This window comes from Butyricimonas muris (assembly GCF_046365375.1).
GTDB classification, from domain to species: Bacteria; Bacteroidota; Bacteroidia; order Bacteroidales; family Marinifilaceae; genus Butyricimonas; species Butyricimonas muris.
Genome location: NZ_JBKEIT010000009.1, coordinates 133,825 through 160,205, shown reverse-complemented (window position 1 = coordinate 160,205; position 26,381 = coordinate 133,825). Strand labels below are relative to the sequence as shown.

At 45.7% G+C, this 26,381-nt stretch carries 18 protein-coding genes; 8 read left to right on the top strand and 10 right to left on the bottom strand.

Features of this window, described 5'->3' with window-relative positions; all coding sequences use genetic code 11:
* The first annotated feature begins 15 nt into the window (after positions 1 to 15).
* From ACK8P8_RS15340 to ACK8P8_RS15325, 4 genes are all read left to right on the top strand, one after another.
* Entirely contained in the window at positions 16 to 1,650 is a 1,635-nt protein-coding gene (locus ACK8P8_RS15340; protein WP_369860802.1) for a RagB/SusD family nutrient uptake outer membrane protein, read from the top strand.
* Between the two features lie 26 nt (positions 1,651 to 1,676).
* A complete protein-coding gene (locus tag ACK8P8_RS15335) occupies positions 1,677 to 3,647 on the top strand; it encodes a protein-disulfide reductase DsbD domain-containing protein (protein ID WP_369860801.1) in 1,971 nt (656 codons plus the stop codon).
* Between the two features lie 16 nt (positions 3,648 to 3,663).
* The gene (locus ACK8P8_RS15330; protein WP_369860800.1) at positions 3,664 to 4,845 is read left to right on the top strand and encodes a redoxin domain-containing protein; all 1,182 of its coding nucleotides are present in this window, start codon (positions 3,664 to 3,666) and stop codon (positions 4,843 to 4,845) included.
* Between the two features lie 206 nt (positions 4,846 to 5,051).
* On the top strand, positions 5,052 to 5,270 hold the full coding sequence (locus ACK8P8_RS15325) for a DUF3791 domain-containing protein (protein ID WP_099290126.1): 219 nt from the start codon (positions 5,052 to 5,054) through the stop codon (positions 5,268 to 5,270).
* Positions 5,271 to 5,353: 83 nt separating this feature from the next.
* On the opposite strand, the gene ACK8P8_RS15320 is transcribed toward ACK8P8_RS15325, so the two are convergent.
* The 5 genes from ACK8P8_RS15320 to ACK8P8_RS15300 all read right to left on the bottom strand — a co-directional run bounded on the left by ACK8P8_RS15320 (position 5,354) and on the right by ACK8P8_RS15300 (position 10,669).
* Positions 5,354 to 6,835: a glycoside hydrolase family 10-like protein gene (locus tag ACK8P8_RS15320; RefSeq protein WP_369860799.1), complete on the bottom strand. Its 1,482-nt coding sequence runs from the start codon at positions 6,833 to 6,835 to the stop codon at positions 5,354 to 5,356.
* Positions 6,836 to 6,980: 145 nt separating this feature from the next.
* A complete protein-coding gene (locus tag ACK8P8_RS15315; protein ID WP_369860798.1) occupies positions 6,981 to 8,828 on the bottom strand; it encodes a hypothetical protein in 1,848 nt (615 codons plus the stop codon).
* Positions 8,829 to 9,389: a peroxiredoxin family protein gene (locus ACK8P8_RS15310; protein WP_186977835.1), complete on the bottom strand. Its 561-nt coding sequence runs from the start codon at positions 9,387 to 9,389 to the stop codon at positions 8,829 to 8,831. It abuts the gene before it with no gap.
* A complete protein-coding gene (locus tag ACK8P8_RS15305) occupies positions 9,376 to 10,422 on the bottom strand; it encodes a BF3164 family lipoprotein (protein WP_369860797.1) in 1,047 nt (348 codons plus the stop codon). Before ACK8P8_RS15305 ends, ACK8P8_RS15310 begins: the two co-directional genes overlap by 14 nt.
* A gap of 7 nt (positions 10,423 to 10,429) precedes the next feature.
* A complete protein-coding gene (locus ACK8P8_RS15300) occupies positions 10,430 to 10,669 on the bottom strand; it encodes a hypothetical protein (RefSeq protein WP_227215401.1) in 240 nt (79 codons plus the stop codon).
* Positions 10,670 to 10,839: 170 nt separating this feature from the next.
* On the opposite strand from ACK8P8_RS15300, the gene ACK8P8_RS15295 reads away from it, so the two are divergent.
* Positions 10,840 to 12,213, top strand: coding sequence for a sensor histidine kinase (locus ACK8P8_RS15295; protein WP_227215400.1), 1,374 nt, complete (start codon positions 10,840 to 10,842; stop codon positions 12,211 to 12,213).
* Between the two features lie 18 nt (positions 12,214 to 12,231).
* Complete coding sequence (locus ACK8P8_RS15290) at positions 12,232 to 12,918, top strand: response regulator transcription factor (protein WP_186977829.1); 687 nt, start codon at positions 12,232 to 12,234, stop codon at positions 12,916 to 12,918.
* Positions 12,919 to 12,949: 31 nt separating this feature from the next.
* Here ACK8P8_RS15290 and ACK8P8_RS15285 read toward each other — a convergent pair whose 3' ends face one another.
* Entirely contained in the window at positions 12,950 to 13,921 is a 972-nt protein-coding gene (locus tag ACK8P8_RS15285; RefSeq protein ID WP_099290136.1) for an N-acetylmuramoyl-L-alanine amidase family protein, read from the bottom strand.
* A gap of 155 nt (positions 13,922 to 14,076) precedes the next feature.
* On the opposite strand from ACK8P8_RS15285, the gene ACK8P8_RS15280 reads away from it, so the two are divergent.
* The gene (locus tag ACK8P8_RS15280; RefSeq protein ID WP_227215398.1) at positions 14,077 to 14,943 is read left to right on the top strand and encodes a NigD1/NigD2 family lipoprotein; all 867 of its coding nucleotides are present in this window, start codon (positions 14,077 to 14,079) and stop codon (positions 14,941 to 14,943) included.
* Between the two features lie 64 nt (positions 14,944 to 15,007).
* On the opposite strand, the gene ACK8P8_RS15275 is transcribed toward ACK8P8_RS15280, so the two are convergent.
* The 4 genes from ACK8P8_RS15275 to ACK8P8_RS15260 form a co-directional block, all read right to left on the bottom strand.
* Positions 15,008 to 16,138: an AAA family ATPase gene (locus ACK8P8_RS15275; protein WP_227215397.1), complete on the bottom strand. Its 1,131-nt coding sequence runs from the start codon at positions 16,136 to 16,138 to the stop codon at positions 15,008 to 15,010.
* 192 nt (positions 16,139 to 16,330) lie between these two features.
* Positions 16,331 to 18,637: a TonB-dependent receptor gene (locus tag ACK8P8_RS15270; RefSeq protein WP_186977819.1), complete on the bottom strand. Its 2,307-nt coding sequence runs from the start codon at positions 18,635 to 18,637 to the stop codon at positions 16,331 to 16,333.
* A gap of 164 nt (positions 18,638 to 18,801) precedes the next feature.
* Positions 18,802 to 19,164 (bottom strand): DUF8478 family putative metalloprotein, encoded by a 363-nt coding sequence (locus ACK8P8_RS15265; RefSeq protein WP_186977817.1) that lies wholly within the window; start codon positions 19,162 to 19,164, stop codon positions 18,802 to 18,804.
* 283 nt (positions 19,165 to 19,447) lie between these two features.
* Positions 19,448 to 24,919 (bottom strand): alpha-2-macroglobulin family protein, encoded by a 5,472-nt coding sequence (locus ACK8P8_RS15260; RefSeq protein WP_369860796.1) that lies wholly within the window; start codon positions 24,917 to 24,919, stop codon positions 19,448 to 19,450.
* 124 nt (positions 24,920 to 25,043) lie between these two features.
* On the opposite strand from ACK8P8_RS15260, the gene ACK8P8_RS15255 reads away from it, so the two are divergent.
* Positions 25,044 to 26,366: a UDP-glucose dehydrogenase family protein gene (locus ACK8P8_RS15255; RefSeq protein ID WP_186977814.1), complete on the top strand. Its 1,323-nt coding sequence runs from the start codon at positions 25,044 to 25,046 to the stop codon at positions 26,364 to 26,366.
* Positions 26,367 to 26,381: the final 15 nt, after the last annotated feature.

Below are 26,381 nucleotides of genomic sequence, written 5' to 3'. Positions count from 1 at the left end.
TTAAAGCAAAAGAATATGAAAAGTAAACTAATTATACTTGCCTTGTTGTTAGGTTCCATGATGTTGTTGGGCTCTTGCGAGGATTATTTGGACGAGACGGCTGATAAATCAGGTAACGCCTATATTTATCACATGGAGCAACTCTACGGGCTGACTGGACAAGCGAATCTTTATTTAGGTGGGGAGAATTCTACTGCAAGTGCAGCTCGTTTTCAAGTTGGTGGATTTATGCAGGAACAGTATCTCATGGGTGACGGGATATCTGTCAGTCCGGATTTTTATTCTAAAGGGATGCCGATGTATTTTTTGCAAATGCAATGTGCATATCCATTGTATTGCTGGAATGAATTTTCGTTGAAAAACGATAATATGGTTGCCGATATGACTTGGAAGCGAGTGTGGGAGCGGGTTTATACGTTCAATACGGTGTTGGAGAACATGGACAAGGTAGTTCAAACAACTTCTGCTATTCGAGCTCAAGTGGAAGGTGAGGCCCGTTTCGGTCGTGCTTTTTATCACTTTCTGCTGTTGACACAATATTGCCAGTGGGAGGAGGAGGCTCCCGGTATCGGTTATCGAGAGGATACGGAGTCTACCGGTATTCCGGAACGCCAGACGGTGGCCTATACCTTGGAAAAGATTTACGAGGATTTGCGTTTGTCGGAGGATGCGTTGAAGCGTGCCGGACGTACGACGTTTGATTTCGAGTTCAACACTCGTCCCACGGTTCCTACCGTGCAGGCACTTCGTGCACGTATTGCCCTTTACCGCGGAGATTACGAAACCGCTTTGACTAATGCGGAGAATGCTTTGACGGGAAATGACGAACTGGTGAATGTGGCAATTGATCCGAACAATGTATTGACACCGGCACAGCCTGTGGTGTATTGTAACGAGGACGGAACTCCTGATATGTCGACAATGAGATTTATATCTTATCCATTTACTCAAATGAACTTGTACAATCAGTCGGTTGTTTCTTTCCGGGAGCTTTATTTGCCTTGTATGTCGAATGATGTTACTACGTGGTGTGTGCCAGTTTCCGAATCGTTTTATAATCTCTTTACGGATAAAGAAAATGATGCCCGTTGGACGCATTTTTATGAAAACAATAGTCCGTTGATGGTTTGTGCCGGACTGTTGGAGTATAACGAACAAGGAATGGCTACGATAAGCTGGGAAACTCAACAATGGCTGAAGCCTTGGGATTTGTGTTCCCATTGGCATTTTATGTCACAGTTCGGGGCTTCTCAAATAGTAGGTATGACCACGGCAGAAATGTATCTGACCAAAGCGGAATGTCTGGCACGTAAGGGACAGACGGGTGATGCTGCAGAAGTTTTGAAGACGCTTCGCCGCACTCGCTTCACGGATCAGGTAGCCGCCGAGAATATCGGCGGGACAGTACAGGAGGTGTTGGATGAGCGTAGTCGCGAGATGGGACCTTTCTGGCGTTTCTTTGAGATGAAACGATTGAACGGTGCGGAGAATGCCGGTCTTGAAATTCGTAGGCAGATTCTTTCCAATCCGGCAGATCCTACCTCTGTCACCGAGTTGGTTATTCCCGCTAACGACCCGCGTTGGGCTCTGCCATTCTACGCTACGGAATGCGAATTGATGGGATGGGAACAAAATGAAGGTTGGAAGTGATTCATTATAGATAAAGAATTATAGATATGAAAAAGATATTATTATTTATTTTATTTGCATTTTGGACGATCACCGGCACAATAGCCGGTGATAAGAAGCCAAGTGAGTTACGTATTCTCTATTTAGCGGGCAATTCCGATTGGAATCCTGATGCTCGGGATATATTGGCGGAAGGTGTAATCGAGAAAGGACTTGAATTACGCAAACAGGCTTTTGGTGATTTGTTGCGGAAATATTTTAGTGAGGTGACGGTCATTCAGGCTACAGATTATTCACCGGAAATGTCCGATGAGTATGACGTGACGATATTCGACGGACTTCCCCCTGTGCTCGAACAGAGGCAAGTGCAACGGGATGCTTCCGGACAAATAATAAAATCAATACCGGCTCGTTATCTTCCTGATGATTTCTCGGCACCGTGTATTACTATCGGTAGTGTCAGTAGCCAAATAGGGACGATCCTTGGGGTGAAGCATGATTGGTTTTGTCTTTGTTTGGATGCTTACGCTCATCACGTGGAAACTGGACATCCTATTTTTCACGGACCGTTTGAGACGGAATTGACGTTCGAACAACTGCCTACCCCTGATGAGGCGTTTTATTATCAAGCTTTATATGATGAACCGATACCTGAAACATTGCCGATGTGGCGTGTGCAGACGAAAGGTTACAAGACGGAGATGGGATTCGGGGTAGGATTGGTATCACGCCCGTGGGGGTATGCCGATTCGCCTGATTGCGAATATATTTCGAGTGGCGTATGTGCTAAGTCGCACGATGCCGTGGCTATAGGTCGTCATGGTAATTTTTTGATGTGGGGTTTTATCGCTTCGCCACAGTATATGACGGAGGAGGCGAAAGTGGTATTTGTTAATGCAGTTGCTTATATTTCTCGTTTCAAGGAAGCACCGTTGGTAAGAAAATATAATGAGAATATTCCTACCCGGATCTCGGCGAGAGAGATGAAATATAACTCTTCACGAGCTTCCTATGACGATCAAATCAAATTCCTGAATTCGATGAAGAAGATGCAGGAGGATCTTTACGAGCAGTTGAAAGTGCGGAAAGCGAAAGGGGAAAAACTGCATCCGCAGGAAGAATCATTTTTTGCAAACTATAAACCGATGGAGGTGTCACTTCCGCCTTTCCCCGAGCACTTGAAACAGTATGCCGATCCGGAGTTGTATGCGCAGTTCGGAGAAGATGAAGCGAAGTACGCTCATTATTATGATAGTAATACGCCTTATTTTTATGGAGGTGGCGGAGGGCGCCGTCTTGTGCTTGACGAAGATGCAAAGGCATGGCAGATCGCCACAAACGATAAACGATTGTTAGACAAAGCAATTACTTGTTTGGAAAATGGCGTGGAAACGGAACGTGCTTGGCGTGTTCTTACCCGTTATACGTTGTGCGATTTCGCTACTCCGGCGGAATGGCGTAAGTGGTATGATCGGTATCAAGAGAAGATGTTCTTTACCGAGTCCGGCGGTTGGTTCTTTATGATAGATGGTTCTCGCAACACGCCGGGTAATGATTATTCTGTTCTTGAACGGCGGAAAGCTCGTCAGGGGCAAGAAACTACAGTACAAGAGACGGATGCGGAGGTTGTGGCAAAGCTTTCGGCTGATAATCCGATTATCATTTCCGCTACGGGGAAAATGAAAGATAAGAATGTAGCGGAAGTAAGTATCCAAATCGAATTGTACAGAGGATTCCATATTTATCGGGAAGTCAGTGAAAGTGATCCTTATATTCCGATGAAGGTGGAGTTCCAATTGCCGGATGGATGTTCTTTGGATGGGGGTATGAATATGCCTGCTGCCGTACCTTTTGGCAAGACGGGGACAATGGTGTACGAGGGAAAAGTGACTCTCACGCAGGGTGTGCGTTGTGATAAATTGCCCGAAAGTATAAGATTCACATTTTCTTACCAGTGCTGTGACAGTCATGTTTGTTTGCCGCCGCAAGAGAAAGAATTTGAGGTAAAGATTAAATAAACAATAACGAGGTAAAATGAAAAGGATATTATTTTTCGTGGGACTTGTGCTTGCGTTAGGGGCTTGTCAAGTCCACACGGACGGTTACGTGATAAAGGGAACTGTCGAGCATGTAGGAAACGGAATCGCAATATTGAATAAAACGAGTGGAGAACAGGCTGTTCCCGTGTATGATACGGTGCAAATGAAAGAGGGCGTCTTCGCTTTTAGCGGTAAGCTTGATCATCCGGAGGGGGTAGTTATTCAGCTTATTCCCGAGGGAAAATCTCCTGCAGCTTTCGGGTTTATTGCTGAAAATGGCCGTATCGAGGTGACGTTGGATTGGGATGATGCGGTTGATCAATACGGGGCTCGTTATTTCAGTGATCCAAAGATCGTGGGGAGCCGTAATCAAGATGTATTTCGGCAAATCTCGTATGCTCACGAGGAGCTTATGAAGCAACCCGAGTTTCAGGAATGTGCTCGTGTATTTGAGCAATTGCAACAATTGCAGCAAACGGATCAAAATGCTTACGAGAAGTTGAAAGAGGAAAGTGCGGAATTGATGGATCGTTTCCGTACTGCCGTGTACAAGCGTCAATTGCAACTGATTCGGGAGAACAATGATGTCGAAGCGGTGGGGAGTAATTTAAGGATGCTGACGGGTATTATGTCATTGGAGGAGTTGGAAGAGGTGTTTAATTTTTTGACTCCTCATGTGCGAGAAAGTCCGATGACGGCAGAGGTGAGGAAAGAACTTGAGGTTATGAGGCGATTGCGTCCGGGGATGTTGGCACCGGAGATTGCAGCCACGGATATTAATGGTAAGTCTTTCCGTTTGAGTGATTTACGGGGTAAGTATGTTATTTTGGACTTTTGGGCTTCGTGGTGTGTACCTTGTCGTGCCGGCAACCCGCATCTGATTGAGCTGTGGAACAAGTATCACGCGAAAGGATTGGAGATCGTTTGTATAGCAGATAATGATACTACTATCGATTTATGGCATGAAGCCATTAAAAAGGATGGTATTGGCATGTTCTATCATTTGTTGCGTGGTCTGAAAAGAATAGGTAACAGTTATGACAAGTCGAATGATCTGTCGGATATTTACAATGTACACGTTCTCCCCACGAAGTATCTGATTGGTCCCGATGGGAAAATTATCGGTAAGATGAGTACGGAGGAGATTACGGTGAAATTGGCAGATGTGCTGAAATGAGTGCGTGATGGATTGTATGTCGCAAGCATGCAAGTAGTTAAATTATAAATTGCTTCTCGGAATTGTGCATGCTTGCGAATTTTTCAATATGCTCTGCTTGGGGAGTATATTTGTTGCTGAATTAGAAAAAAGTACGGTTCAAATGTCCGGTTGAACTGTACTTTTTGTATTTTTGTGTGTATCAAATTATTTAATATCTATCCACGATGAATGATAAATATAAAATACCTTATATGAATGCTTGCATTCGTGCTTTTGCCAAACGCTTTCAGCTTTCGGTTAAAAGTGCGTTTTTGTATTTGTATCATTTCAAAGGAATTCATTTTTTGGATGAGTTCTACGAAACGGAGCATCTTCAGTCTATAGATGATGCGGTGGATGATCTGATTGTTTTATGTCGCAAAAATGGAGGGCAATTGCAATGATACTTTATCATGGGACCAATGTAGATTTTGATAAGATTGATATATCTTACAGCTACTTATCTATAATGTTTTTCATGTGAAAATTATTTAAGTTTTATCTTTTTCCCTTTTGACTCGTTGTGGAAGCGGTCGACGGCGGTGATCACGTAACGGTATTTTGTTCGGGGAAGCGGTAGGTAGCATTCCGTGTAGTGCGTGATGGCGGCTATTTTGGAAGGATCGTTGAGGTTGATGCTTTCTTTCGGGGCGAAGCGGTAGATCACGAAATACTGGGGATTGCGGGGATCTTCACGGTCGCCGACGGAGAACCATTTCACGGTGTAGCCTTTGTCCGTGCGTTTGGCACGGGGTTTGGCGATTTTCTTTGGTCGTCCGTTGTACATGTGCGTGTAGGCGGGAAGCAATGCCGGGTAGTGGTGGTAATGTTCACGGAGGCTATCGGCGATGCCCTCGTTATTCCATAATATCTCGTTGGCAGGCCAGAAGCAATTGCCTTTCACGTGGCGTAGGGAACGGGCGGTTTCCATTTTGGTGGTCAGGTCACCGGCTTTCATGGTGCGTGCCACGTCTTGTCCCAAGTAAAGGTGGATATCGTGGGCGTTTTTGTCCCACCATTTGGCAAGGGTGATGTAGTCCGCTGCCGGGTGTCCGATTTCCCAGTACACTTGGGGGATATTGTAGTCAATCCATTTTTTCTTGACCCATAGCGTCACGTCTGCGTACAGGTTGTCATAGTTTTGCAACCCGTTGGTATTGCTTCCGCTACCGTCCGGCGTGTTTTGTTTGTTGCGATATATCCCGAAAGGACTGATGCCGAAGCGTACCCACGCCTTTGTTTTCACGATCGTGCGTTTCAACTCTCGGATTAATTGATTCACGTTTTCCCGTCGCCAGTTGTCCCGTTCGTCCTCGGAGTATCCTTTCTTCAACCCGTAAACGCGAAAGCTGTTATCGTCGGGAAAAGGCATTCCGTTCACGGGGTAGGGGTAGAAATAGTCGTCCATGTGGATGGCGTCCACGTCGTATCGGCTCACGATATCTTCTACCACTCGGCAGATGTATTTCCGACAGGCGGGGATACCGGGATCGAAAAGTAATTGCTTGTTGTAAGTGACGAACCATTCGGGATGCTCGTGATAAACGTGCGTGTCCGCTAACGCGGCAGTGCCCGACGTGCATGCCCGGAAGGGATTCAGCCAAGCGTGAAATTCCATGTTCCGTCGGTGGCACTCTTTGATGAGAAATGCCATCGGGTCGAAGAACGGCTCCGGCGCTACACCTTGTTTGCCGGTGCAGAAACGACTCCACGGTTCAATCTCGGAGTGATACCACGCGTCGGCTTCCGGTCGTACTTGAAAGACAATGGCGTTGATTCCGCATTCTTGCAGGTAATTCAGCTTGCGGATAAAGTCAACTTTCATCTCATCCGGCGACATTTTGGCGTATTCACTCTGGAACACGGTTTGTATCCATGCCCCGCGAAATTCGCGCTTCGGGTAATCCTGTGCGGAGAGGAGCGTGATGCCGAGAATCGTGGTGAAAAGGAACGATAATATATATTTCATGGTTTGTGTCATTGATTTAGAATGTCGCGAATATACGGATTTATGGGTACAAAAAAGAAAGGGAGACTTAGAATGTCTCCCCAAAGTGATGGATTTAGATGTACTATGGTGTGAAATGGACCAGAACGGTCCGAGGATGGCTCTTTTAATGGATACTCTTGATGAGCGATTCCATTTGTGCTTTCATTTCTTGTGTTTCTTTTGATTCCTTTTTTGGTTTTTGAGTGATTACTTGTCGGGCGCATTGCAAGGTCTTGTCATGTAATCCCATTTCGTGGTAAAGATTTGCCAGCAAATAATTGGGATACACGAGGCTAGGCGTCATGTAATGGGCCTTCCGGAAGTTCTGTTCGGCGAGCTTGTACTCTCCCATGGCCTGATAGTTTTTCCCGATGATGTTGTATATTACCGGGGTGGATACAGATTGTAATACTTCTCGGAGAACAGCGATGCTGTCTTCGTATCGGCCTGTTTGGGAGAGTGCTTGCCCGTATTCGATAAGAAATCCGGGATGTCTTAGATTCTTTGCCAGCGGGGCGTATATATTAACCGCCGTCGCGTATATCTTCATGTTGTAATATAGTTTTCCTTCTGCCCATGTGCGATAGGAGTTGTATTTTCTCATTTCGGGGAAGGCGGTGAAAAGCACCAAGCCTGCCAACGCGAGATAAATTACTTTGAAACTCAGTCCGGCTTTTTCTTGACGGGCTTCCCGGGGGGCGCACAAGGCGAGCAAGAGCATCAGGATGATGGCTAACGGTAATGATCTGATAGGGGAGGACATCAGTCCTGCCATAGAGAGCGAAATTAATGCACCTAGGGTAGCTAACTTCTCCGGGTATCGTTTTAAACTTCGGATACTTTTTATAAGAATCGTGGCGACAAACCCGAGGATAAGTAATAATCCCAGCAATCCGGTTTCCGCTGTGATACGGACAATGTCACTGACCGGGTAACACGGCGTGTTGGCTAATGCCAGTTCTCTTTCTGTCCGGTTGCCGTGTTCGAAATAGTAAGACTGGGCATCCCCGTATGCTTTTTGGAAGTTCCCGATACCAATGCCGAATAACGGGTTTTCCGTCAGCACGTTCATGGATATTTTCCACGCCAGAAGGTTTTCGTCCACTGGATCTTTCCGGAATTTGTAGTAGCCGCCCACGATACCGGTGCTGATAAGCAGCACGCAGATCAAGAGGGTTATTCTTTGTTTTTGTGTCTGTAAGCGTTTGATGAAAGCGTGCATGTTGAATTTGAAATACAGAACAACACTGCATCCGCACGCCGCGGTGAGCCACGCGATGGCTTCCCCTGTAAAAGGCATGATAGATAGTATGCCCAACAAGGAGAGGGCTGATAGCACGAACAACATGATCTCGTCAATGATTTCCGGCTTTGCTTGCTCGGTATAAGACGGTGTCGAGAATTTGGCACTTAATCTTTGATATAGTGTGATTGTCCAGTAAAGCGCAATCGGGGTAATCGAGGCCAAGTATACGGCATAAGCGTATCGGGTGTCGAAGGACCCGGATAATTGAAATTTTGTTTGCATTTCCGGGATATAAGCGTATAATTGGCAGTATCCCCAAATGACTTCAAATAAAGCGAGCGCGATCAGAACGAATTGAAATGTCTTGATCGATTTTTTATTGTAAGAAAAATAGATATCGAAGAAAAAATAGGAAATGACTATTAACAGAAATACTTCCGCGTTCATCATTTCCTGATTGGAGTTACGGGATATGCCAATAATCACTACAGTCAAAATCCCTATTATGATAGTTTTGATTTCATCGACACTCGTGGTCGATTTCCTGTAAAAAGCCAGAATGATAGAAATGACTCCGGTTATACACATGAAAGTGTAGAACCAAAAACGTTTGGCAACAACAATCCCGTTCATGCTTTCCGAATCGATCACCAGCATCGTGGCGATTAATAGAAGGAAGCCCATGAAGGACAGGAAATTCACGGTGTTGTTAATCCATTGTGTCATTTAATTCTTTACACTAATTTGTTGTTTGTACAGTTTCCACAGCGAGTTGTTTCTCGCCGGGCTACCGATTAACACGACCTTTTGTTCCCGGTCGAGTAGGAATGTTTGAAATTCGGGGTCGTGCGGCAGGTTCGGATTCGCCTTCCACAGGGCATTGTCCGTGTCGTAAAATATCAAGTGATTGAATTTGTTCTTCACGGCAAATGCCGATACGGCCTCGAAATTCTTGGCGTGGACGATAAAGATAAAATTCACTTTATCTTGTTGTCCGACTATATCTTTCACGCGTAAGTGCCAGTCATGTAATTTCATGTTACATTCCGTGCACCCGGTAGAATCAAAAAAAGTAAGAACGCTGTATTCTTTATCCAATAGTTCCGTGAGCGTGACGGTCGTGTCTCTCCCGAGGATTTTAGCCGCCGGGGAGGTGGGAAACGTGATTGTTTTCCCGTACCATTCTTCAATTACTTTTCGGGCTTTGTAATCCTTGGAATGGCATCCCCCGAGGAGGATGAACATCCCAAGGTACAAAACTCTCACACGGAAATTAATCCAATGCATATTTAATCAACACTGAATTCGGATGGTTTGTCAAGCCATAAATGGCGTTTTCTTCTTTACAAAAGGAAATAGAGGTGAACGGATTCCCTAGTAAATAGGTGTGAACGTGATTGCCCTCCCAGTCGAACACTACAATCCGTTCACCATAGCCTATCTTCTCTTTGTATTTATTGTAACTTCTCCCGGAATAGAGGGCAAATATGTATTCATCAGATACTTCAATATCAACAAACCCGAAGAGATTGTCTGTGGAATACGCGACGGGCTTTCTCCTGGTACTCTTGACCGTGGCTTTTGGAGAATAGAGATTTTGCTCGGTGATGCGAGTGATGGTGTTGCAAGGTATGAGAGAGCATAAATCTATGATACCGCTTTGCATATTCGCACAGACAAATTTCGTTCCATCAGGTTTTATCTTTATGATATTACTTGCAAATAAGATGCTTTTCTGGGAATTGTCGGCGTTCCGGTAATTCGGGTAGGGAAGGAAGAAATTTTCTTGCCCGTTTTCCAGTAAAGCGTAACGCTGGTCGAACATACCCGTTGCCACGATTGTGGAACCCCATTTGGCAGCGCACAAGTGTTTCTTGTCCGTGGGCACGGGGGTAAAGGTAGGACCGAATCCGGCTTGTCCCAGTTGATTCATGTCGAACTCGACCATTCGGTTGTTCCCGAAGTCATAGGCTGATAAGATTCCTTTCTCGTCAAGATGCATCGTTAAGATATACAAACCTTGGTTGCCGCCTAAACCTGTCGGGAGGTAATTTCCCAACAATGTTCCGTCTTGTTTGTATATGGAAATCTTGTTCAACCCTTCCCGGTCAAGCACGATAAGTATAGAATCTTTCTTGATTACTTTTGTCGGGTTTATAATGCCCAGCTTTTGTAGATTGATTTTTGTATCCAACCTGTCTAGTGAGACAGCACGACTCATGCTAAACAAAGGATTCTGCTCTTTCGGTACAGGCCGAACTTCATCAGAACAACTGTAGGCGAAAGCAACGGCTAATAGTATAAATAATGCCTTTTTCATGTTCATGTTATTTTACATCGAGGGCAAGTCCCGGGTAAAATACAGGATTTTGATCTTTATCGTAATACATACAAAGTGACCCTATAACAATGCATGGGTTTTCATCCCCACCTTCATTTTCTCCAAATGCCTCGATATTTTTTAATTTTATATCTATATTCGTGGCATCATTCCTTAGAGTAACATTCACTAATGTTAGTCCGAGGACTACTGATACAAACAATATACTAATAATAATTTTTTTCATTATATTGAGCGTTTTGATGTGTTACAAAAATATAGGGAAAATTTGAGATAAATTGTTCCTCATTTGTTCCTATTTTTCTTAATTTATTCTTAAAATTGCAGTGCGAGGGAAACATATATAATAAGGTAAGAATTTCAGTGTTTTTGATGGTCTTATAAAATTTAATGTTTATGAATAAAAGAATCCATATAGCGTGGGGCGTTTCGATATTTGCTATAGCTTGCTTATTGATTTTGCAAGGATTTTGGTTAAATCGAGTAATTGAATATAAGAAAACAGAGTATTTGAATACTGTCAACAATGTTTTGGCAATGGCGGTAGAAACAGGATTCGAGGAACATTTAGTACGAAATAAAACAATACGACAGAACTATCCTCGAGTTAGTTTTGATTTAAATCAAGAGTTGGTAACCTTTGTTTATGGAGGAGATACAACTGTTGTTAATTTTGATAAAGAGAGTGGTTATTTGGGAGTTCTTAGAAAGGTTTGTTATGATTTTATTAATCAGCAATCTGCTGAAAATATAATAATGTTGGATAGTATTTGTCATGTTTATTTTGAACGTAATGGAATTACAGATAATTATATTCTTGAATTAGTTGATATGAGTGGAGGACAGATTGTCGCTACAACAGAAAATGGTGCTTCAAGGGTAAATAAACGTATTGTTTCTAACATTATTGAATTAGGAATAAAAAGTCATCATGGTTTGATAGTTTATTTTGATACGCCCTATAAAACATTTTTTGCCCAGATGACAAGTATTCTTATTAGTTCATTTCTTATAATGATATTCTTGGTTATATGCTCTATTTATCAAGTGAAGACAATTTCTTTCCAACGAAACGTGGCAAAAGTCCGAGAGGAATTTATGAGCAGTATGGTGCATGAATTGAAGTTCCCGCTGTCGATAATTAAGAAAAAGCTCCTTGCGCTAAAACAGGAGGGGGTTGATAATTTGAATGAAAGGCAATTGGAAGCATTGAATGGAGGGTTTGATAGAGTGCTGCATTTGAATAATTTCGTGTTTAAATTATTAAATGCATGGAAACAAGGGTTCAAGGTTACGTGGGAAAAGTTATCTTTGCAGGATTCAATTGATGAACTTGTTCGACAGTTCAATTCCGTGTTCGAGAAAAGAAATGTTTCGATCAAAGTGGATTATCAATTGAGTAGGAACGTGATTGAAGCCGATCCGATTCACTTTCCGAACGCCATCAGTAACTTGATCGAGAACGCTATCAAGTATTCGGGTGGTTCGCCGAAAGTCGAGATATCGTGCAAGGACGAGGGGAATATGCTGATTATATCGGTAAAAGACCACGGATTTGGTATTCCGGAGAAACTGAGGGAGAAGATTTTCGAGCGTTATTTCAGGGTTGCTCGCGGTCGTTCTGCCGATGTACACGGTTTCGGAATCGGGTTGAGTTACGTGAAACAGGTAATAGAGGCTCATGGCGGTGTGATTCGGGTGGACAGTACCGAGGGCGTCGGAACCACGTTCACGGTCATGGTGCCTTTGGTAACAGACGAAAACGATTAATATTTTACAAACGGGAAAATGGCTAAGATTTTGTACGCTGAGGATTCGGCGGAGTATTACGAGGATTTCATAACTTACTTGAAAAAGAATGGGCACACGGTTTACCACGTTACCGACGGGGAGGATGCGCTTGAGGTTTATCGTCAGAAGAAACCGGACTTGGCGTTGCTCGACGTGATGATGCCGAAAATGACAGGTTTGGAGGTCGCTAGAGTGATTCGGAAAGATGATTCTGTCATTCCTATTTTGTTTATCAGTAGTATTGGCAGTTCATCCGCCGCGGTAGCCGGATTTAAGAGCGGGGCAAATGATTATATCCGCAAGGATATGGATGAAGCTGAATTTAAAGCTCGTATAGAAGCCGCTTTAAGACAAATCGGATTTCGTGAGCGTAGCGAGAAAACGATAGATATTAGCGACGGGGTGTATCTTGACCTTGTGAACCGTGAACTTGTCGTGGACGGGGAAGTGATATTATTTAGTCCGTTGGAAATGAAGGTGATGAAAGTGTTGTGCGAGAACAAGAATTGCTACGTGACAAAAGATATTCTGGTACAGGCGGGTTGGAGCAACACGTTCAAAGAATCGTATCGTTACTTGGATAAATGTCTTGTCGGGTTGAGAAAAATGTTGCCGAAAGACGGCTCGATATCTATCGCTACCAAATGGGGTAAGGCGTTGGGATTAATGGTGAAAGAAAAATAATTCTTCACTCTGTTTGGAGCGTCTTTCTGCCTTATTTTGAATAGTGGCGGAAGTCCTGTGTCAAGCCTTCGCAAATCCAATTAGCTAAAGCTTGGCGGTTGTCGTTTAGCAGGAAACGTTGTTGGTCACGGCTGTTTTGGATGTTACCCAATTCTAGGAAAACGGCCACGGGGAGCGTTTGTTTAATGACGTATAGGTCACGGGTGTTTACCGTTCCGGAGAATCCCCTGTTAGGTTGATGTTTGTCGTATTTCTTGTTAAACACGTCTTGTAGCGTGTTGGCGAGATGTTTGCCCTTGGCGCTACCCTCGTAATGGTAAAAGAAAACGTCAATCTGTTTGCTCTCGCTCCGGCTGTCAAGGTGGATAAAGATAGCCCGTCGATAGGCTTCCTTGTCTTTGCGGAATAGCGTGTTGATTTTGTCACAACGTTGTTTGAGGCGTTGTACTTGATTCAAAGGGATGGGATCGCCCATGCAGGTTTCCCTATCGCCGGTGGCAAGGAATTTATCGTCCCGGATACCGTCCGCGGCGTCTTGGATGATGATGTGAACTTTGGCTCCTTTCGACATCAAGGTGCGTGCCAACCGGAGCATGATGTCGTAAGCGTATTCGTCCTCGTGCAGTTGGTGTCCCTGTAACACCCCGATAGCCCCGGGATCGGGACCGCCATGACCGGAAACCAGATAAAAGCAGGCCCCCTTGAGTTCGTCGGACTCTATCGTGTATTTCGCCAGTTTCTCCCCGAATAAAGGTTCATTACCTTCCCGGTTCATCGGCGGTAAAGTGTATTTCACGCCTAACCGCAGGCCGTTATTTTTGTCCAGCTTACTCTTGTTGAGTTCCATGAATTGCGTGTAATGTTCCGGCTTCGTGCGTTCGAAGCGTTTCAGAAATTGGAGTATGCCTTCTCCTTTTCCCGGTGTTCCTGTTTCTTGCGTGAAGCCGTGGATGGGCAAAAAGATGAACAAAATGCTCGTGTATATGATGAATATATATTTCATGGTTTCAAAAATTCATCACAAATATAGTTCTTTTTGTTTGTCCTCGAAAATAATAAATTTAGACAAACGAAAATTAAAAAATACAATAATTCAAGCGTTTGACGCAACGGATGAGCTTTGTTGGCATCTAATATATAAACGTTAAAAAAACAGCTATGAAAAAGAGAACATGGAAAATTGCATTAATGTTGTCATTATTTATTGCCGTATTCGCGGCGTGTGATGACGATGACGAGTATTATTACGTGGGAGGTGGAAGTTCGTGGATCAGTTACGGTAACCTCGAGAAGATAGATAACGGTACTCGTTCCAAGTATGCTATCCGTCGGGATGACGGAAGTCGTTTGATCGTGACCGAGGGATACGGGATAAATTCTTCGGATGCCGAGGAAGGATTGCGGGTATTCGCCAACTACTCGATTCTGGGGAGCGAGAGAGATGAAACCGGGTTGGAAGGTAGAATGAATTATTATATTCGTTTGTATCGTATTACCGACGTGTTGACAAAGGATCCGGTGAAACTTTCTTTCATCAAGGAAAACGAGGAAGTGCGACAGGATAGTATCGGTAACGATCCGATTAACGTGTCCGAAGCATGGTTCGGTGGTAAGTATCTGAACGTGGAGTTCAGAATACCCGTGAAATCCGGTTCTTCAACCAAGCATTTTATCAATCTGGTAGAAGATGATGTGGTGGCGCATAATGACACGGTATACGTGACTTTACGCCATAATGCTTACGGGGAAGCTCCTAAGGACGGGGATCGTGCAAATCACGTGTGGAGTCGTGGAATGGTATCTTTCGACCTGACTTCTATCGTGCCGGAAGGAAAACAATCCGTACCTGTTAAATTACTCTGGACAGAATACAAGAATGGTTCAATCGAAACTGTTACCCGTGAAGATAGCGGAACTTACACGCTTTCCGGCAGTAATGAGGAAGAAGCAGACAGCGGACTGAACCAGAGCAATAACGAACGCAAACTGGTGAGCAGCGAAGATGTTGTCGGAGAAGTTAATTAAAGACATCTGATTCAAGTAATAAAACTCTAAGGGAAATGAAGACTGACCGTCCGGTCAGTCTTTTTTATTTAATGTATTCCTTCTTGAACCAATATTCGAAAACAGGATCAAGAAAGAGAAAGCCTTGAGGTGTATTATCCAGAATATCTTTTTGTTGCAGTATCACTTTATTTTTCGTCACGTTCTGTGGCGTTCCCAGTTTGTATTTAGTCATAACCTTTGCCCCTGTAAGCGTTTGTTCATTATTCGCGATAGCGATCAGGATATTGAGCTGTGAAATAGATAAGGCTTCGCATTCTGCAACGTATAGGGGAAGATTGGTATCTACGATTTGTTGGAAAGCTTTGTTTATGATTTCAAGTGTTACCGTTTCTTTTGTAATGCTCCAGACAAAATGAGATAATTGTTGTACATACCACGAGTGAGAACTTACTTTCTCCACGATAATTCCCGCGAGTTCTTCCGTGATGTTTTTGCCCGTGTGTTTGAAGGCGCTGACGATAAATGACACCCATTCCTGCTTGTCTATTTTTCCCAGAAACATGATTTGTCCGAACCTGTAAAAAGGTTTTGAGGATGAGTTAAATATCTCTATCATCATGTGGCGTTTACTCCCGTAAAGGCAATAGCTGACATGCTGGTGGTGCTGCCATGTGCTACGCATTTTGCCTTCCAAATGTTCATAGTCTTTTAATCCTGCCAGATTTTGAAATTCGTCTATGCAAACAATAATTTTCATTCCTTTTGCAACGGCAATTTTCTCCGGTAAATTCAAAAGTTCATGTTCATTTTCTTTAATTTGATGAATTTCAAAACCTATTGAAAAATCGGTCATCGGATCTGTCCCGATGGTAATTTGGGGAGAAAGAGCTTTCAAGAATTCTTTCGTATGGGTAATCCAAGTTTCCCAATTATTACTGGTGGCTTTAATTACAGCTTGTGCGAAAGTCTGGTAAAATTCCGCCTCGCTTCTTATCGTGAATACGTCTAAAAAGCATACTTTTACATCGTGGCGCTCTGCCATGAGTTCATGCATGGCTTCTTTGACGAGTGATGATTTGCCCCAACGACGAGGAGAAATCAACATCGTGTTAATACCCGAGTACAAGTTATTTTTGAGTATTTGTTTTTCGTGAACTCTATTCACGAAGGTTGCGCCCATGGCTAATTTCCCGTATTGAAAAGGTGAATCCATATCTTCTTTGTTTTCAACAAATGTATGATTTATTCGAGATATTTCCAATTATTGGTAAAAATATTTTATACCTTTTGGTATAAAATATTTTCTACTAAACGGTATTATACCTTTTGGTATAAAATGAGAATCCCGCGGAGTTCAGAACGGACTCCACGGGATATTTAAGGAAGGTAATCTTGATGTTTCTTGTTAGAATATACCGAATTTGATTCCAGCAAAATAGGTTCTCGGAAGACCGGGACCGTAGATGTAACCGGAATCACGGAACTCACCTTTGTCGAAGTCATTCTGGTAGCTGTTGAACACGTTTTGCACGCCACCGTTGATTTGTACCGTGTAGCCGCTACCGATTTTGATGTCATAAGCCAGTTTTACGGTACCGTCGAAGAAGGACTTGGTTTTCTTCAGCACGTCTTTCTCGATGTAACCGGCGAAGTGTCCCACGTACATGGGACCCGTGTAGGTTCCCGATAGGGCGGTGGAGAAGTTCTTGAACGGGAGTAAGTTCAGCGTGACATACCCGTATTGATCCGGGGAGCGGAGCAGCTTCCGGCAGGGGGCAACATCGGGGTCATTGCTCCATGCCACGGGAGCGGCGTATTTACTGCTTTGGAAAGTCGCGCCGAATTGTAGTTGAGTGGATTTATGCGGGGCAATTCTTCCCTCTATGTTGATTCCTTTTACTTTGGCATCCGAACCGTTGCGGCGTTCCAGTATTTTATTTTCTTCATCACCGGTGTCGACCTCTTCCAGCACGAAAGGATTTTTCAAGCGGGTGTAGAAGCCTTCCACGAGCAGATTGATTTGCACGGCTCCCAGCGTGGTGTAGTAATCAACGGACGCGCTGTAACTGCGTGATTTTTCTGTTTTCAGGTCTTCCGCGACTTGAATAAGAGTTACTTCTCCGCCCACGGCTGCCACGTGCAGGTCTTCGTCGTAGGTCTGTGGAGCCCGGAATCCTTCCGAGTAACTTGCCCGGAAACTGAGATCGGTGATAGGGTTGTAGCGGATATTCAACCGGGGGCTGAATATGGGATCGTCTACATGACTGTTTTTATCCAGACGCCCGCCCAGCAAGAAGCTGAAACGTGCCGTTTTCCATTCATTTTGCAGGTAGACGCTATATACGTTTACTTCCTGATTGATTTCCCGGTTGTAGCCGAGCATTTTGTCATTCAGTTTATTGTGCGAGAATTCAACCCCGGCGGTCAACATGGAGGGCATGAACAGGAATTTGTCGAAGTCATAGGAATATTGTGCTCCGCCCACGACGGTAAAGTCCTTAGTCTGCCCGTAGGCGTTCGTGTCGCGACCGGCACCGTAATAGGATTCCCGTGCGATGTTTTGTAACGAGGTGTAGGCGTTAAAACGGTGTTTGTAATCCTTGGATGAAAGGGTGTAGTTCAGCCCGCCGCCGTGTATGTTGTGGTCTGCTTGCTCTGCCACGTCAGCCTCGTGAGGGGGACGGTGAAGGTTGTCACCTCCCCGGCGAAATTCTTTGATATGGTGGTACTCCATGGATAACTTGCTGAAATGCGTGGGCTTGTAATAGGTACGGAAGCCCAGCGTGGTACTGTTGATCTCCCCTAGCTCGGAGAACCCGTCACCGTCATGGTCATAAGGCTGGCGGTCGCGCACCATCCCGAACAGGTGGATTCCGGCATTCCGTTGCTCGTTGACGATAGCCCCGTTGAAAGAGGTCACGTTGTCGAAACTCTCGCCGTCGATAGCGGAGAGGGTATGTCCTACTTGAAAATAGTTGTGTAACGGTTCTTTGGTGATGATGTTGATTGTCCCGGCGATAGCGTTGGCTCCGAACAATGCCGAGCCGCCACCCCGAAGAACTTCTACCCGGTCGATCATGTTAGCGGGGATTTGTTCCAGACCGTAAACTCCGGCAAGGGAACTGCACATGGGACGACTGTCAATCAGTATTTGAGAGTAAGGCCCGTCCAGCCCGTTGATACGTACTTGTTGGAAACCGCAGTTCTGGCAGTTGTTTTCCACTCGTAGTCCCGGTTGGAAATTCAATCCTTGCGACAGGCATACCGAGTTGGTGTTTTCGAATATTTTGGGTGACAGGACATTGACGATAACGGGGGCTTCCCGGCGGTCGGTTTCGTTCCGGTTGGCGGTGACCACGGCTCCTTCAAGCATCACGACGTCATCCTCGATGACGAAATTGATCTCTTGCGTTTTGCCTTTCACGATCTCGATTTCTTTTTCTACGGTTTTATAGCCTACTCCTTGCACGCGCAGGGTGTATTTTCCCAAGGGGAGGTTTTTCATGAAATAGTGTCCGCTCTCGTCGGTAGCGGTTCCGATGTTCGTACCTTTCAGTAATATCGTGAGGAACGGCAGGTGTTCGCCCGTTTCTTTATGGATAATGTGTCCGTTGACATTCGCGTCTGTCGTTTTTTTGACGCTTCCTTTCTCGTCTGCACGACAGAAAAGACCGAGAAGAAGGAATATAATAAGTGTAAGTAAGTTTTTCATAACCAATATTTTTCACGAGCGTGTCCGTATGGTATTGACACGACCTCGCGTCTTGTTTCAAAATAGAAATATCATTAATAGGTGAAAGCCTCGTGAAATAGCAGGGGTATTGCTTTATTACACGAGATTCTTACCGGAACTGTTGTTTCGGCAGAATAAACTATTTACACTGTAAAGGGGGGAGCCCGAAGGGGGCTTAAGGTGAATGTTTGTTTATCAGGTTCTTCCTCCTGATTATGAATATAGTAATGTATTTTGTGGATCAAGTGAGGAACACTAACGACAAGGGCAACGCTGACCAGTGTGATGAAATTGCTCAAATGGGCGATTAAGGTAAGCTCTTTTGCCGAGTGGGTGTGATTTGCACCGCCGTCCGAATCGGTATGACCGCAGAAGAAGTGCGAGTGTACGATTGTTACCCCGTTGACCACATGATAGTGCGAGAAAAACGTGATACTCCCGTAATAGCTCAAAAATAGAGCTAACAAGAATAAGTGAATGAATTTATTTACGTTTTTACTACGCATACCTTTTTACTTTGCTTTGCAAATGTAGATTATTTCTAAATAATAAACATGAATCTCTGTCTTAAAAATATATTAAATTAACGGGTATATGGAGGTGTGTTTTGACACACCTCCAGTCTATAAAGTTCATAAAGTCGAGCCTTCGGCTCCTAAGATCTATAAAGTTTATGATTTAATATTATGCTGATATTCAGTGTAATTGTGTGTTTGACTTTATGGACTTTTCGACTTTATGAACGAGAGGGCGTGTCAAAACACGCCCTCGTATGCGCCGGGGAGAGAGTTATTCTCCCCGGGTGATCGTGATTTTGTTACCCGGTAGGGTTGCTGTGATGGAGTTATCGTACATCGCCGCGCAAGTGACTGCCGGAAGCAGGTAATTACCGGGGTAAGCCGCGTTAAAGCGTAGCTTGAAGGTTTTCGAATCGCCTTGCTGGAGCGAGAAGTAGAGATACACCCGATCGTCGCGGATGTCCGCATTGTCGGCTCCCTTGAACGGGTTCTCGTTCGTGGTAAGGCGTTCGTTCAGAAATTCGAAGCCGGAGGGGAACATGAAAGTAAGTGCCAGTTCCTCGTATAACCCGATGTTTCCTGTGTTTTGTATCGTGATTTCAGCCACGATGTCTTCGCCTTGGCGATAATCCGTCCGGTTGTTGAGCACGCCGTTACGATAGTAGTTGACGGTCATTTTCAGCCCGGACATTTCGCTTTCGGTGATCACACCCAATGGGGTTGAGCTATTGATCGTGCGCACGTGGAGTGTGCCGGAAGTGTTATTTTTCAAGGTTACTTCTGAACGGTTATCTTTGACTGCCAATTCTTTTTGCAGTACGGTCTTCGTGGTTTTGAAGTTCTCTTTTCCGATTTGCACGTCAATGCCGTTGCCGTCCTTGAAGTAGCGTCCCGCGTAGTTGCCGATAGCGCAAAGTCCGAAGGCACTTTCCTGCGTGCTCAGCCATTCGTTGGAAGCAAATTTACGAGCCATTTTCTGCAACAGTTTGTAGGCGTCGTCTTTCATGTTCATGTCTACCATACTTTGCATGATAATTGCGTTATCCCGTAGATCGGAGCCGTAACACCTGCCCAGTTGGCGATAGAGTTTGGCTTCTGCCGGAAGGTTGGCTACCAGCGATTGGGCAATTTTGTCGTGTTTGCCGAGGGCGTAGGCTCCCGCCAGTTGCCAACGGGCAATCGGGTTGTTGTAATTATCCTCTTTCATCCGGTTCATGGCCGCCATGTTGGGTTTACCCGCCAATGCCAGCACGTAAAGACGGTAGGATTGTTCCAACTCGGAATAATAATCGTCCCGGCGCCAGCTATTCGCTTGTTTCGACAGGTAATCAAGAGCCGAAGCCTTCATGGATGCCGGGATGCGGTAACCGAGTTTCTCTGCCTGCGTCAGGAAGTCGGTGATATAGGTGGATACCCAGTCGGATACATAGTTGGAGTTCGTCCAGTAGCTGAATCCCCCGTTGCTTAACTGGTAGTTCCTCAAGCGATTGATAACGTCTTTCACGTGCAGTTCCACGGTTACTTTTTGTGCTTCGCTGAGATCCATCAGCCTGTCAAGCATCAGTTGCGGGAATACGGCAGAAGTGATTTGCTCGCCACACCCGTGCGGGTAACGGATCAGGTATTGGATGCGTTCCTCCAGATTAAGGGGCGGGATAGAAGTGATTTCAAGGAACGAGGTCGGTTCCAGTCCTTCCATCGTGTTGTTGAAGGTGATTGACTCGCCGCTTGCCACTTCGCGGGCATCCACGCGGGTAATTCTCGGGTTCGGGATTCGGATGTCTACATCACAACTGAAATGAGCTTTCTCCGATCCGCTTTGAGCGGTGAAGGTAAGCGTGGATTTACCGGTATTTTCTTTAATCTTCGCTTTCAAGAACACGATCTGTTCACCCGTGCCGGAGAATTTGATTTCTTGGCTTGCCGGGGCGATAACTTCTATCTTGTCGTCCGTCTTGAGGTTCACGGTGACATCTTTGATATTGTCTTTCATGGCAAATACCGTGACCGGAATTTCGATGATGTCGCCCGGTGTGAACAAACGGGGCATGGTGACGTTGAGCATCAGCGGTTTGTTGACTTTCGTGTTACGGGATGCCGAACCGTAGCGACCGTTATCTTCGGCAACGACCATGGTACGGACTTCGCCGATATACTCGGGCATGTTGAATGAATGGGTTTTCTTCTCTCCTTTCTTGATGGTGAAAGGACCTTTGAATATCACCACGGGGGTAAAACGGTCGCTCTTGCGGGTTTCTTCCGGGTCGAGGGCTTCGTCACCACCGACGGCAAAGGCTTTCTCCAAGCGTCCGCCAAAGGCTCCTACCACGTCGTCGTAGAAGTCCCATGTTTTCACGCCGAGGGCTTCCCGGGCGTAGAAAGCGGGGAAGGGGTTCGGCGTTTTGAACGAGGTAATGGCTAACAGTCCTTCATCGACAATAGCGATAGAGTAGGTCATCGGTTTGCCGTCGTTTTCACTTACCGTGACGGTGAAATTCTGTGACGGGCGGAGCTCTTCCGGCATGTCGATTTTGGGAGTGAGTCGTAATTCCGGGTCGTCGATGTCAATATTCAAAACCCCGTACAGGCGTATCGGTTTATCGTTGTTCCGGTTTTTATGAGGTTGTATGAGTGACACGTTGACATAGATATTGGGGCACATCTCGCTCGTGGCGGGAATCTCGAAAGAAGTCGTCCCTTCAGTTGTCGGAACCCGGAAAATGTCTTTCACGGTCTTTCCGTTCTCGACGCTCACGAGAGCCACGCTACCTGCCGAGGAGGGGAATGTAATCTTGATTTTTTCTCCGGCACGGTAGGATTTCTTGTCGCTGGTGAGCGTGAGCAGGGTTGCCATGCCGGGGATATTCATGTCGTTGCGCCAAGAACTGATGTAGAACGTGGAACCGGTGGAATGACCGGATTCTTTATCCCGTGCGATCACGTAGTAACGTCCCCACTGGTCGCAGGTCACGTCCACGTTGAATTTGCCGTTCTGGCTCTTGACCGTTTTGTTGAACACGGGGCGACGGTATGAGCGGTTGACGTATGAACCGATATAGTCATTCTCCGAATCCCACCACCAACGCCATTCCAAGGTGTAGACTTCCACCTCGATATCTCTGTTGTTGACAGGTTTGCCCTCGGGGGTAAGTACGGCACCGCTGATAGTCATCGGTTTGCCCGCCTTGTACCAATTATCGTCCGATTCCGGTAGTTTGATACCCACGTATTCCTTGTAGGGGGAGTATTTGAACCCGGAAGTGACGATACTGAAGTCTCCGCCCGGTTCGAACACCCGCGTCGTGAGCAGGGCGTTGAGCATACCGGGTGCGTTCTCCGAGGTGATGTTGTTTGCCGACAGGTTAAAGTTTCCGTCAGAGTCCGTCGTGCCGTCGAAGAATGTTTCGGTTGTCGTGTTGAAATAACGGGAACGGTCGTCGAAGTTATACCCGTTGTACCCGGGGAAGGTGGTATTGCCTTTCGAGAGCCGTAGTTCGGTGATAACTTTCAAGTTACTGGTTTTCGCCCCGTGCATCCATCGGGTTTGAACGGGTATCGTGTTTTTCGTCACGCCTTCCCCGAGCACGTTGCCCGGCAAGTTGGCGATGATATTCAAACGATTCGGTTTGATGCTCTCGATACGGACGGTTTTTCTGAAAGAAACACCCCCGACACGTACAACAGCCTGCCAGTATCCGGTCACGGCCTGCTCGTCGGTGCTGAACGTGAAACAATACAAACCGTGTTCATCGCGTCCCGCTTTGCGGGTTTGAGTCACGTTACCGTTCGGGTCATAGAGTTCCGCTATAATGGGATGTCCGACGGGAATCACGTTCTCCTTGTCTTCCAGCATGAAAGAGAGATGAATGTCATTTCCCGGACGCCATACGCCCCGTTCGCCATAGATGAAGCCCTTGAGTCCTTGCTGCACGACTTCACCGCTCACGTCGAAATTACTGAGCGAGAGGGACGAGGCGTCGTTGACTTTCAAGTAGGTTTTATCATTGCCCTTGGTCGCCACGATAACGAAAGGTTTGCCGGGAACCCGCAATGTCGCTATTCCTGCCGAATTGGTGACGGTAGAGTCTATTTTTTGGTTCTGGAAGTTATAAAAGAATATCCTGCAATTTTCCACGGGTGCCGCCGTGAGCAAGTCATTCACGGCAACCACGTATTTGCCGTCGGAACCCGCTTTGGCAATGACACCCAGAGATGTTACGATGAGATTCTTTTTCGGGAACCGGTCACTCACGTAATAGTAGGAATTGGAACAGGGATTGTCCCGCTCTTCCCACGAGTAATCGGAGGGATAGCTGTAATAATAGTCGTCATCGTCATAATAGTCATACGCGGAAGACGTTTCATCCCAGTTTTCTTCAGAGATAGCGTCTTGGGCTTCCTTGGCGCAATCGAGGGTAGTGTACGACTTTTGGAATCGGAGTTGTACCCGGTAAATCACGCCTTTTTCCAGTTGGATATGGTCTGCCAGATTGATTGTATAGTCCTGCCACTTGTTGTTGTCTTGTGGTACTCCCGGTTTCTCCAGCGAGATTTTCTTGTCGAGAATGATGCGTCCCACGCGGCGTAGCTGGTAGTCACTGCTGTAGTTGTAATTTCCTTCCTGAAGATAGAAGTTCATATTCTGGTTGAATACTTTTATTACCCGTAATTGCACGGCTTTCAAGGCGACCGCGGAGAAAGGAATAAGCACGTTGCCTTCTGCCGGGGTGAAAGTGCCTTCGCCGATGAACGTCACGGCGGGCTTGGCTGACTGGAAACTCACGTTGAAAGTGGCATCCGATTGGAGTTTTTCGCCCGTGGTATTTTTGATTCCCTTGAATATATTAACTTGAACCACGCCTTGCATCTTGTCCCGTTCGTTGGAATATACCCGAATGATATTGCCTCGCGTGTTGAAGTTCAAGGTGCCGACCCCGTCGATCGTGATTAGCCCTTGAAAGTCCTGACTGATGTCCACGTTGTCGGACATCGTAATGTCAATCGTGCGGGAATTTTCTTCGCTCGCTTTTACTTCCAGCACGGAGAAGACTTTATTGCCGGGTATTTCAACGATTAGGTCGTTACCGTTCTTTATTTTTTTGTCGAAACTCAATTCAAGGGATTGGCTGTCGTTCGCGCGGGTGATGCCGGCTATCGTGAAATAATGAATATAAGGGGTGTGTTCCCATTCGAGTGTCTGGTTTTGCCCGTTGATTTTTGCTTTCACGAGTTGCTCCACCTCGTTGGGGGTAACGGCGTCCGAGTTGGTGACGGAGGCTCGATACGAGAATTTGTCGTTGTCCTTGGGATCGACACTGAGGCTGCCTTCTTGGAAAGCGTAAACGAGGGGCAGCACTTTCACGTTGAAGCGGAAAGTCGACAGGTCGGACGGCACGTTGCATATTTTGTCCAATGCCAGCGAAATCTCGTAGGTCTGCCCGTTCTTCATCGGAGTCGTCGGAGTAAATTCTATGGTATTACCGTCCCGGATAGTGACACTTCCCTCCACTTTCGGGCTGATTTTCATTAATTTTTCCGGTTGCACGAGAACGTCGTCGCCTGTTTTCATCGCTTTTCCTTCCAACCGGATGTAGATAGGGTCGGTGGATTTTATCATTCCTTGCGTGAAGCCTGAAATGTATTTGCTGTACTCCAGTTTACTTTGTTCCTTCGTTTTCTCTTTACACGAGAAGAAATTGATTGTCAGGAGCAAAATAGAAATGAGAAAAATAACCTTTTTCATGTTTACCAAATATTTGAATCTTATGTATTGTATTTACAAATATAGCACAAAAAAAGCGGTGTTGTTCATTTTTAATTCATATTTTTGCGAACAAGTAAAACAAGGCAAATAAAGGAAAAAATATATGAGAATAGCTGTTGTTGGAACCGGTTACGTGGGACTTGTGTCCGGGACATGTTTGGCAGAAACAGGAGTGACTGTTACTTGCGTCGATGTGAATAGTACGAAAATTGATTTATTGAACGACGGGGGTATGCCGATATACGAGCCGGGACTGGCGGAGTTAGTAATCCGGAACCGGGAAGACGGGCGTCTTTTTTTTACCACTTCATTACGGGAGGGGTTGAAGGATGCGGATGCCGTGTTTATTGCCGTGGGTACGCCGCCCGACGAGGACGGGAGTGCCGATTTGCATTACGTGTTGGATGTTGCCCGGGAGGTAGGGGAGATTATCAACGATTATATCGTGGTGGTGACTAAATCTACTGTGCCTGTCGGAACGAATTATAAAGTGAAAGCCACGATTAAGGCGGCTCTGGAGAAACGGGGGGCGGATATCCCGTTTGATGTGGCTTCCAATCCCGAGTTCCTGAAAGAGGGGGACGCCGTGAATGACTTCATTTCCCCGGACAGGGTAGTGATAGGGGTGGAAAGCGATAGAGCCAAACACGTTATGGAGCGTTTGTATCACGCCTTCATATTGAACAATACGCCTATTCTTTTTATGGATATCCTGTCGGCGGAGATGACGAAATATGCAGCCAATTCGATGTTGGCAACCCGTATTTCTTTTATGAATGATATCGCTAACCTGTGCGAAATCGTGGGTGCGGACGTGGAGGCCGTGAAGAAAGGAATCGGTAGCGATACCCGTATCGGGAAGAAATTCCTGAATGCCGGTTGCGGTTACGGCGGTTCTTGTTTCCCGAAAGACGTGAAGGCGTTGATTCGCACGGGTGACGACCACGGGCATAGTCTTGAATTATTGAAGGCCGTGGAACGTGTGAACGAGAACCAGAAGAGCGTGTTGTTCCGGAAGATAACCTCGCGTTTCGGAAAAGAGCTGAAGGGAAGGCGTTTCGCCATGTGGGGACTCGCTTTTAAACCCGGAACGGATGATATGCGGGAAGCCCCCTCGCTGGTGTTGATAGAGAAATTGCTGGAAGCGGGTGCCGTGGTACGGGCCTTCGATCCTGTCGCGGTCGAAGAGTGCAAGCGGCGGATTGGCAACCGGATAGAGTATGCAGATAATATGTACGATGCCTTGGAGGGTGCCGACGCCTTGATTGTCGTGACGGAATGGGCGGAATTCAAGATACCGAAGTTTACCTTTATCGAGAAAGCCTTGAAACACAAGATTATCTTTGACGGAAGAAACATCTACAACCCGGAACAAATGCAGGAATTTGGGTACGAGTATTACGGGATTGGAAGAAAAACGAAGTAATTTACGATTTATGAT

Excerpts from the sequence above, each read along its gene's own strand:
- ACK8P8_RS15340 (WP_369860802.1), top strand. The coding sequence starts at position 16 with ATGAAAAGTAAACTAATTATACTTGCCTTGTTGTTAGGTTCCATGATG.
- ACK8P8_RS15335 (WP_369860801.1), top strand. The coding sequence starts at position 1,677 with ATGAAAAAGATATTATTATTTATTTTATTTGCATTTTGGACGATCACC.
- ACK8P8_RS15330 (WP_369860800.1), top strand. The coding sequence starts at position 3,664 with ATGAAAAGGATATTATTTTTCGTGGGACTTGTGCTTGCGTTAGGGGCT.
- ACK8P8_RS15325 (WP_099290126.1), top strand. The coding sequence starts at position 5,052 with ATGAATGATAAATATAAAATACCTTATATGAATGCTTGCATTCGTGCT.
- ACK8P8_RS15320 (WP_369860799.1), bottom strand. The coding sequence starts at position 6,835 with ATGAAATATATATTATCGTTCCTTTTCACCACGATTCTCGGCATCACG.
- ACK8P8_RS15315 (WP_369860798.1), bottom strand. The coding sequence starts at position 8,828 with ATGACACAATGGATTAACAACACCGTGAATTTCCTGTCCTTCATGGGC.
- ACK8P8_RS15310 (WP_186977835.1), bottom strand. The coding sequence starts at position 9,389 with ATGCATTGGATTAATTTCCGTGTGAGAGTTTTGTACCTTGGGATGTTC.
- ACK8P8_RS15305 (WP_369860797.1), bottom strand. The coding sequence starts at position 10,422 with ATGAAAAAGGCATTATTTATACTATTAGCCGTTGCTTTCGCCTACAGT.
- ACK8P8_RS15300 (WP_227215401.1), bottom strand. The coding sequence starts at position 10,669 with ATGAAAAAAATTATTATTAGTATATTGTTTGTATCAGTAGTCCTCGGA.
- ACK8P8_RS15295 (WP_227215400.1), top strand. The coding sequence starts at position 10,840 with ATGAATAAAAGAATCCATATAGCGTGGGGCGTTTCGATATTTGCTATA.
- ACK8P8_RS15290 (WP_186977829.1), top strand. The coding sequence starts at position 12,232 with ATGGCTAAGATTTTGTACGCTGAGGATTCGGCGGAGTATTACGAGGAT.
- ACK8P8_RS15285 (WP_099290136.1), bottom strand. The coding sequence starts at position 13,921 with ATGAAATATATATTCATCATATACACGAGCATTTTGTTCATCTTTTTG.
- ACK8P8_RS15280 (WP_227215398.1), top strand. The coding sequence starts at position 14,077 with ATGAAAAAGAGAACATGGAAAATTGCATTAATGTTGTCATTATTTATT.
- ACK8P8_RS15275 (WP_227215397.1), bottom strand. The coding sequence starts at position 16,138 with ATGGATTCACCTTTTCAATACGGGAAATTAGCCATGGGCGCAACCTTC.
- ACK8P8_RS15270 (WP_186977819.1), bottom strand. The coding sequence starts at position 18,637 with ATGAAAAACTTACTTACACTTATTATATTCCTTCTTCTCGGTCTTTTC.
- ACK8P8_RS15265 (WP_186977817.1), bottom strand. The coding sequence starts at position 19,164 with ATGCGTAGTAAAAACGTAAATAAATTCATTCACTTATTCTTGTTAGCT.
- ACK8P8_RS15260 (WP_369860796.1), bottom strand. The coding sequence starts at position 24,919 with ATGAAAAAGGTTATTTTTCTCATTTCTATTTTGCTCCTGACAATCAAT.
- ACK8P8_RS15255 (WP_186977814.1), top strand. The coding sequence starts at position 25,044 with ATGAGAATAGCTGTTGTTGGAACCGGTTACGTGGGACTTGTGTCCGGG.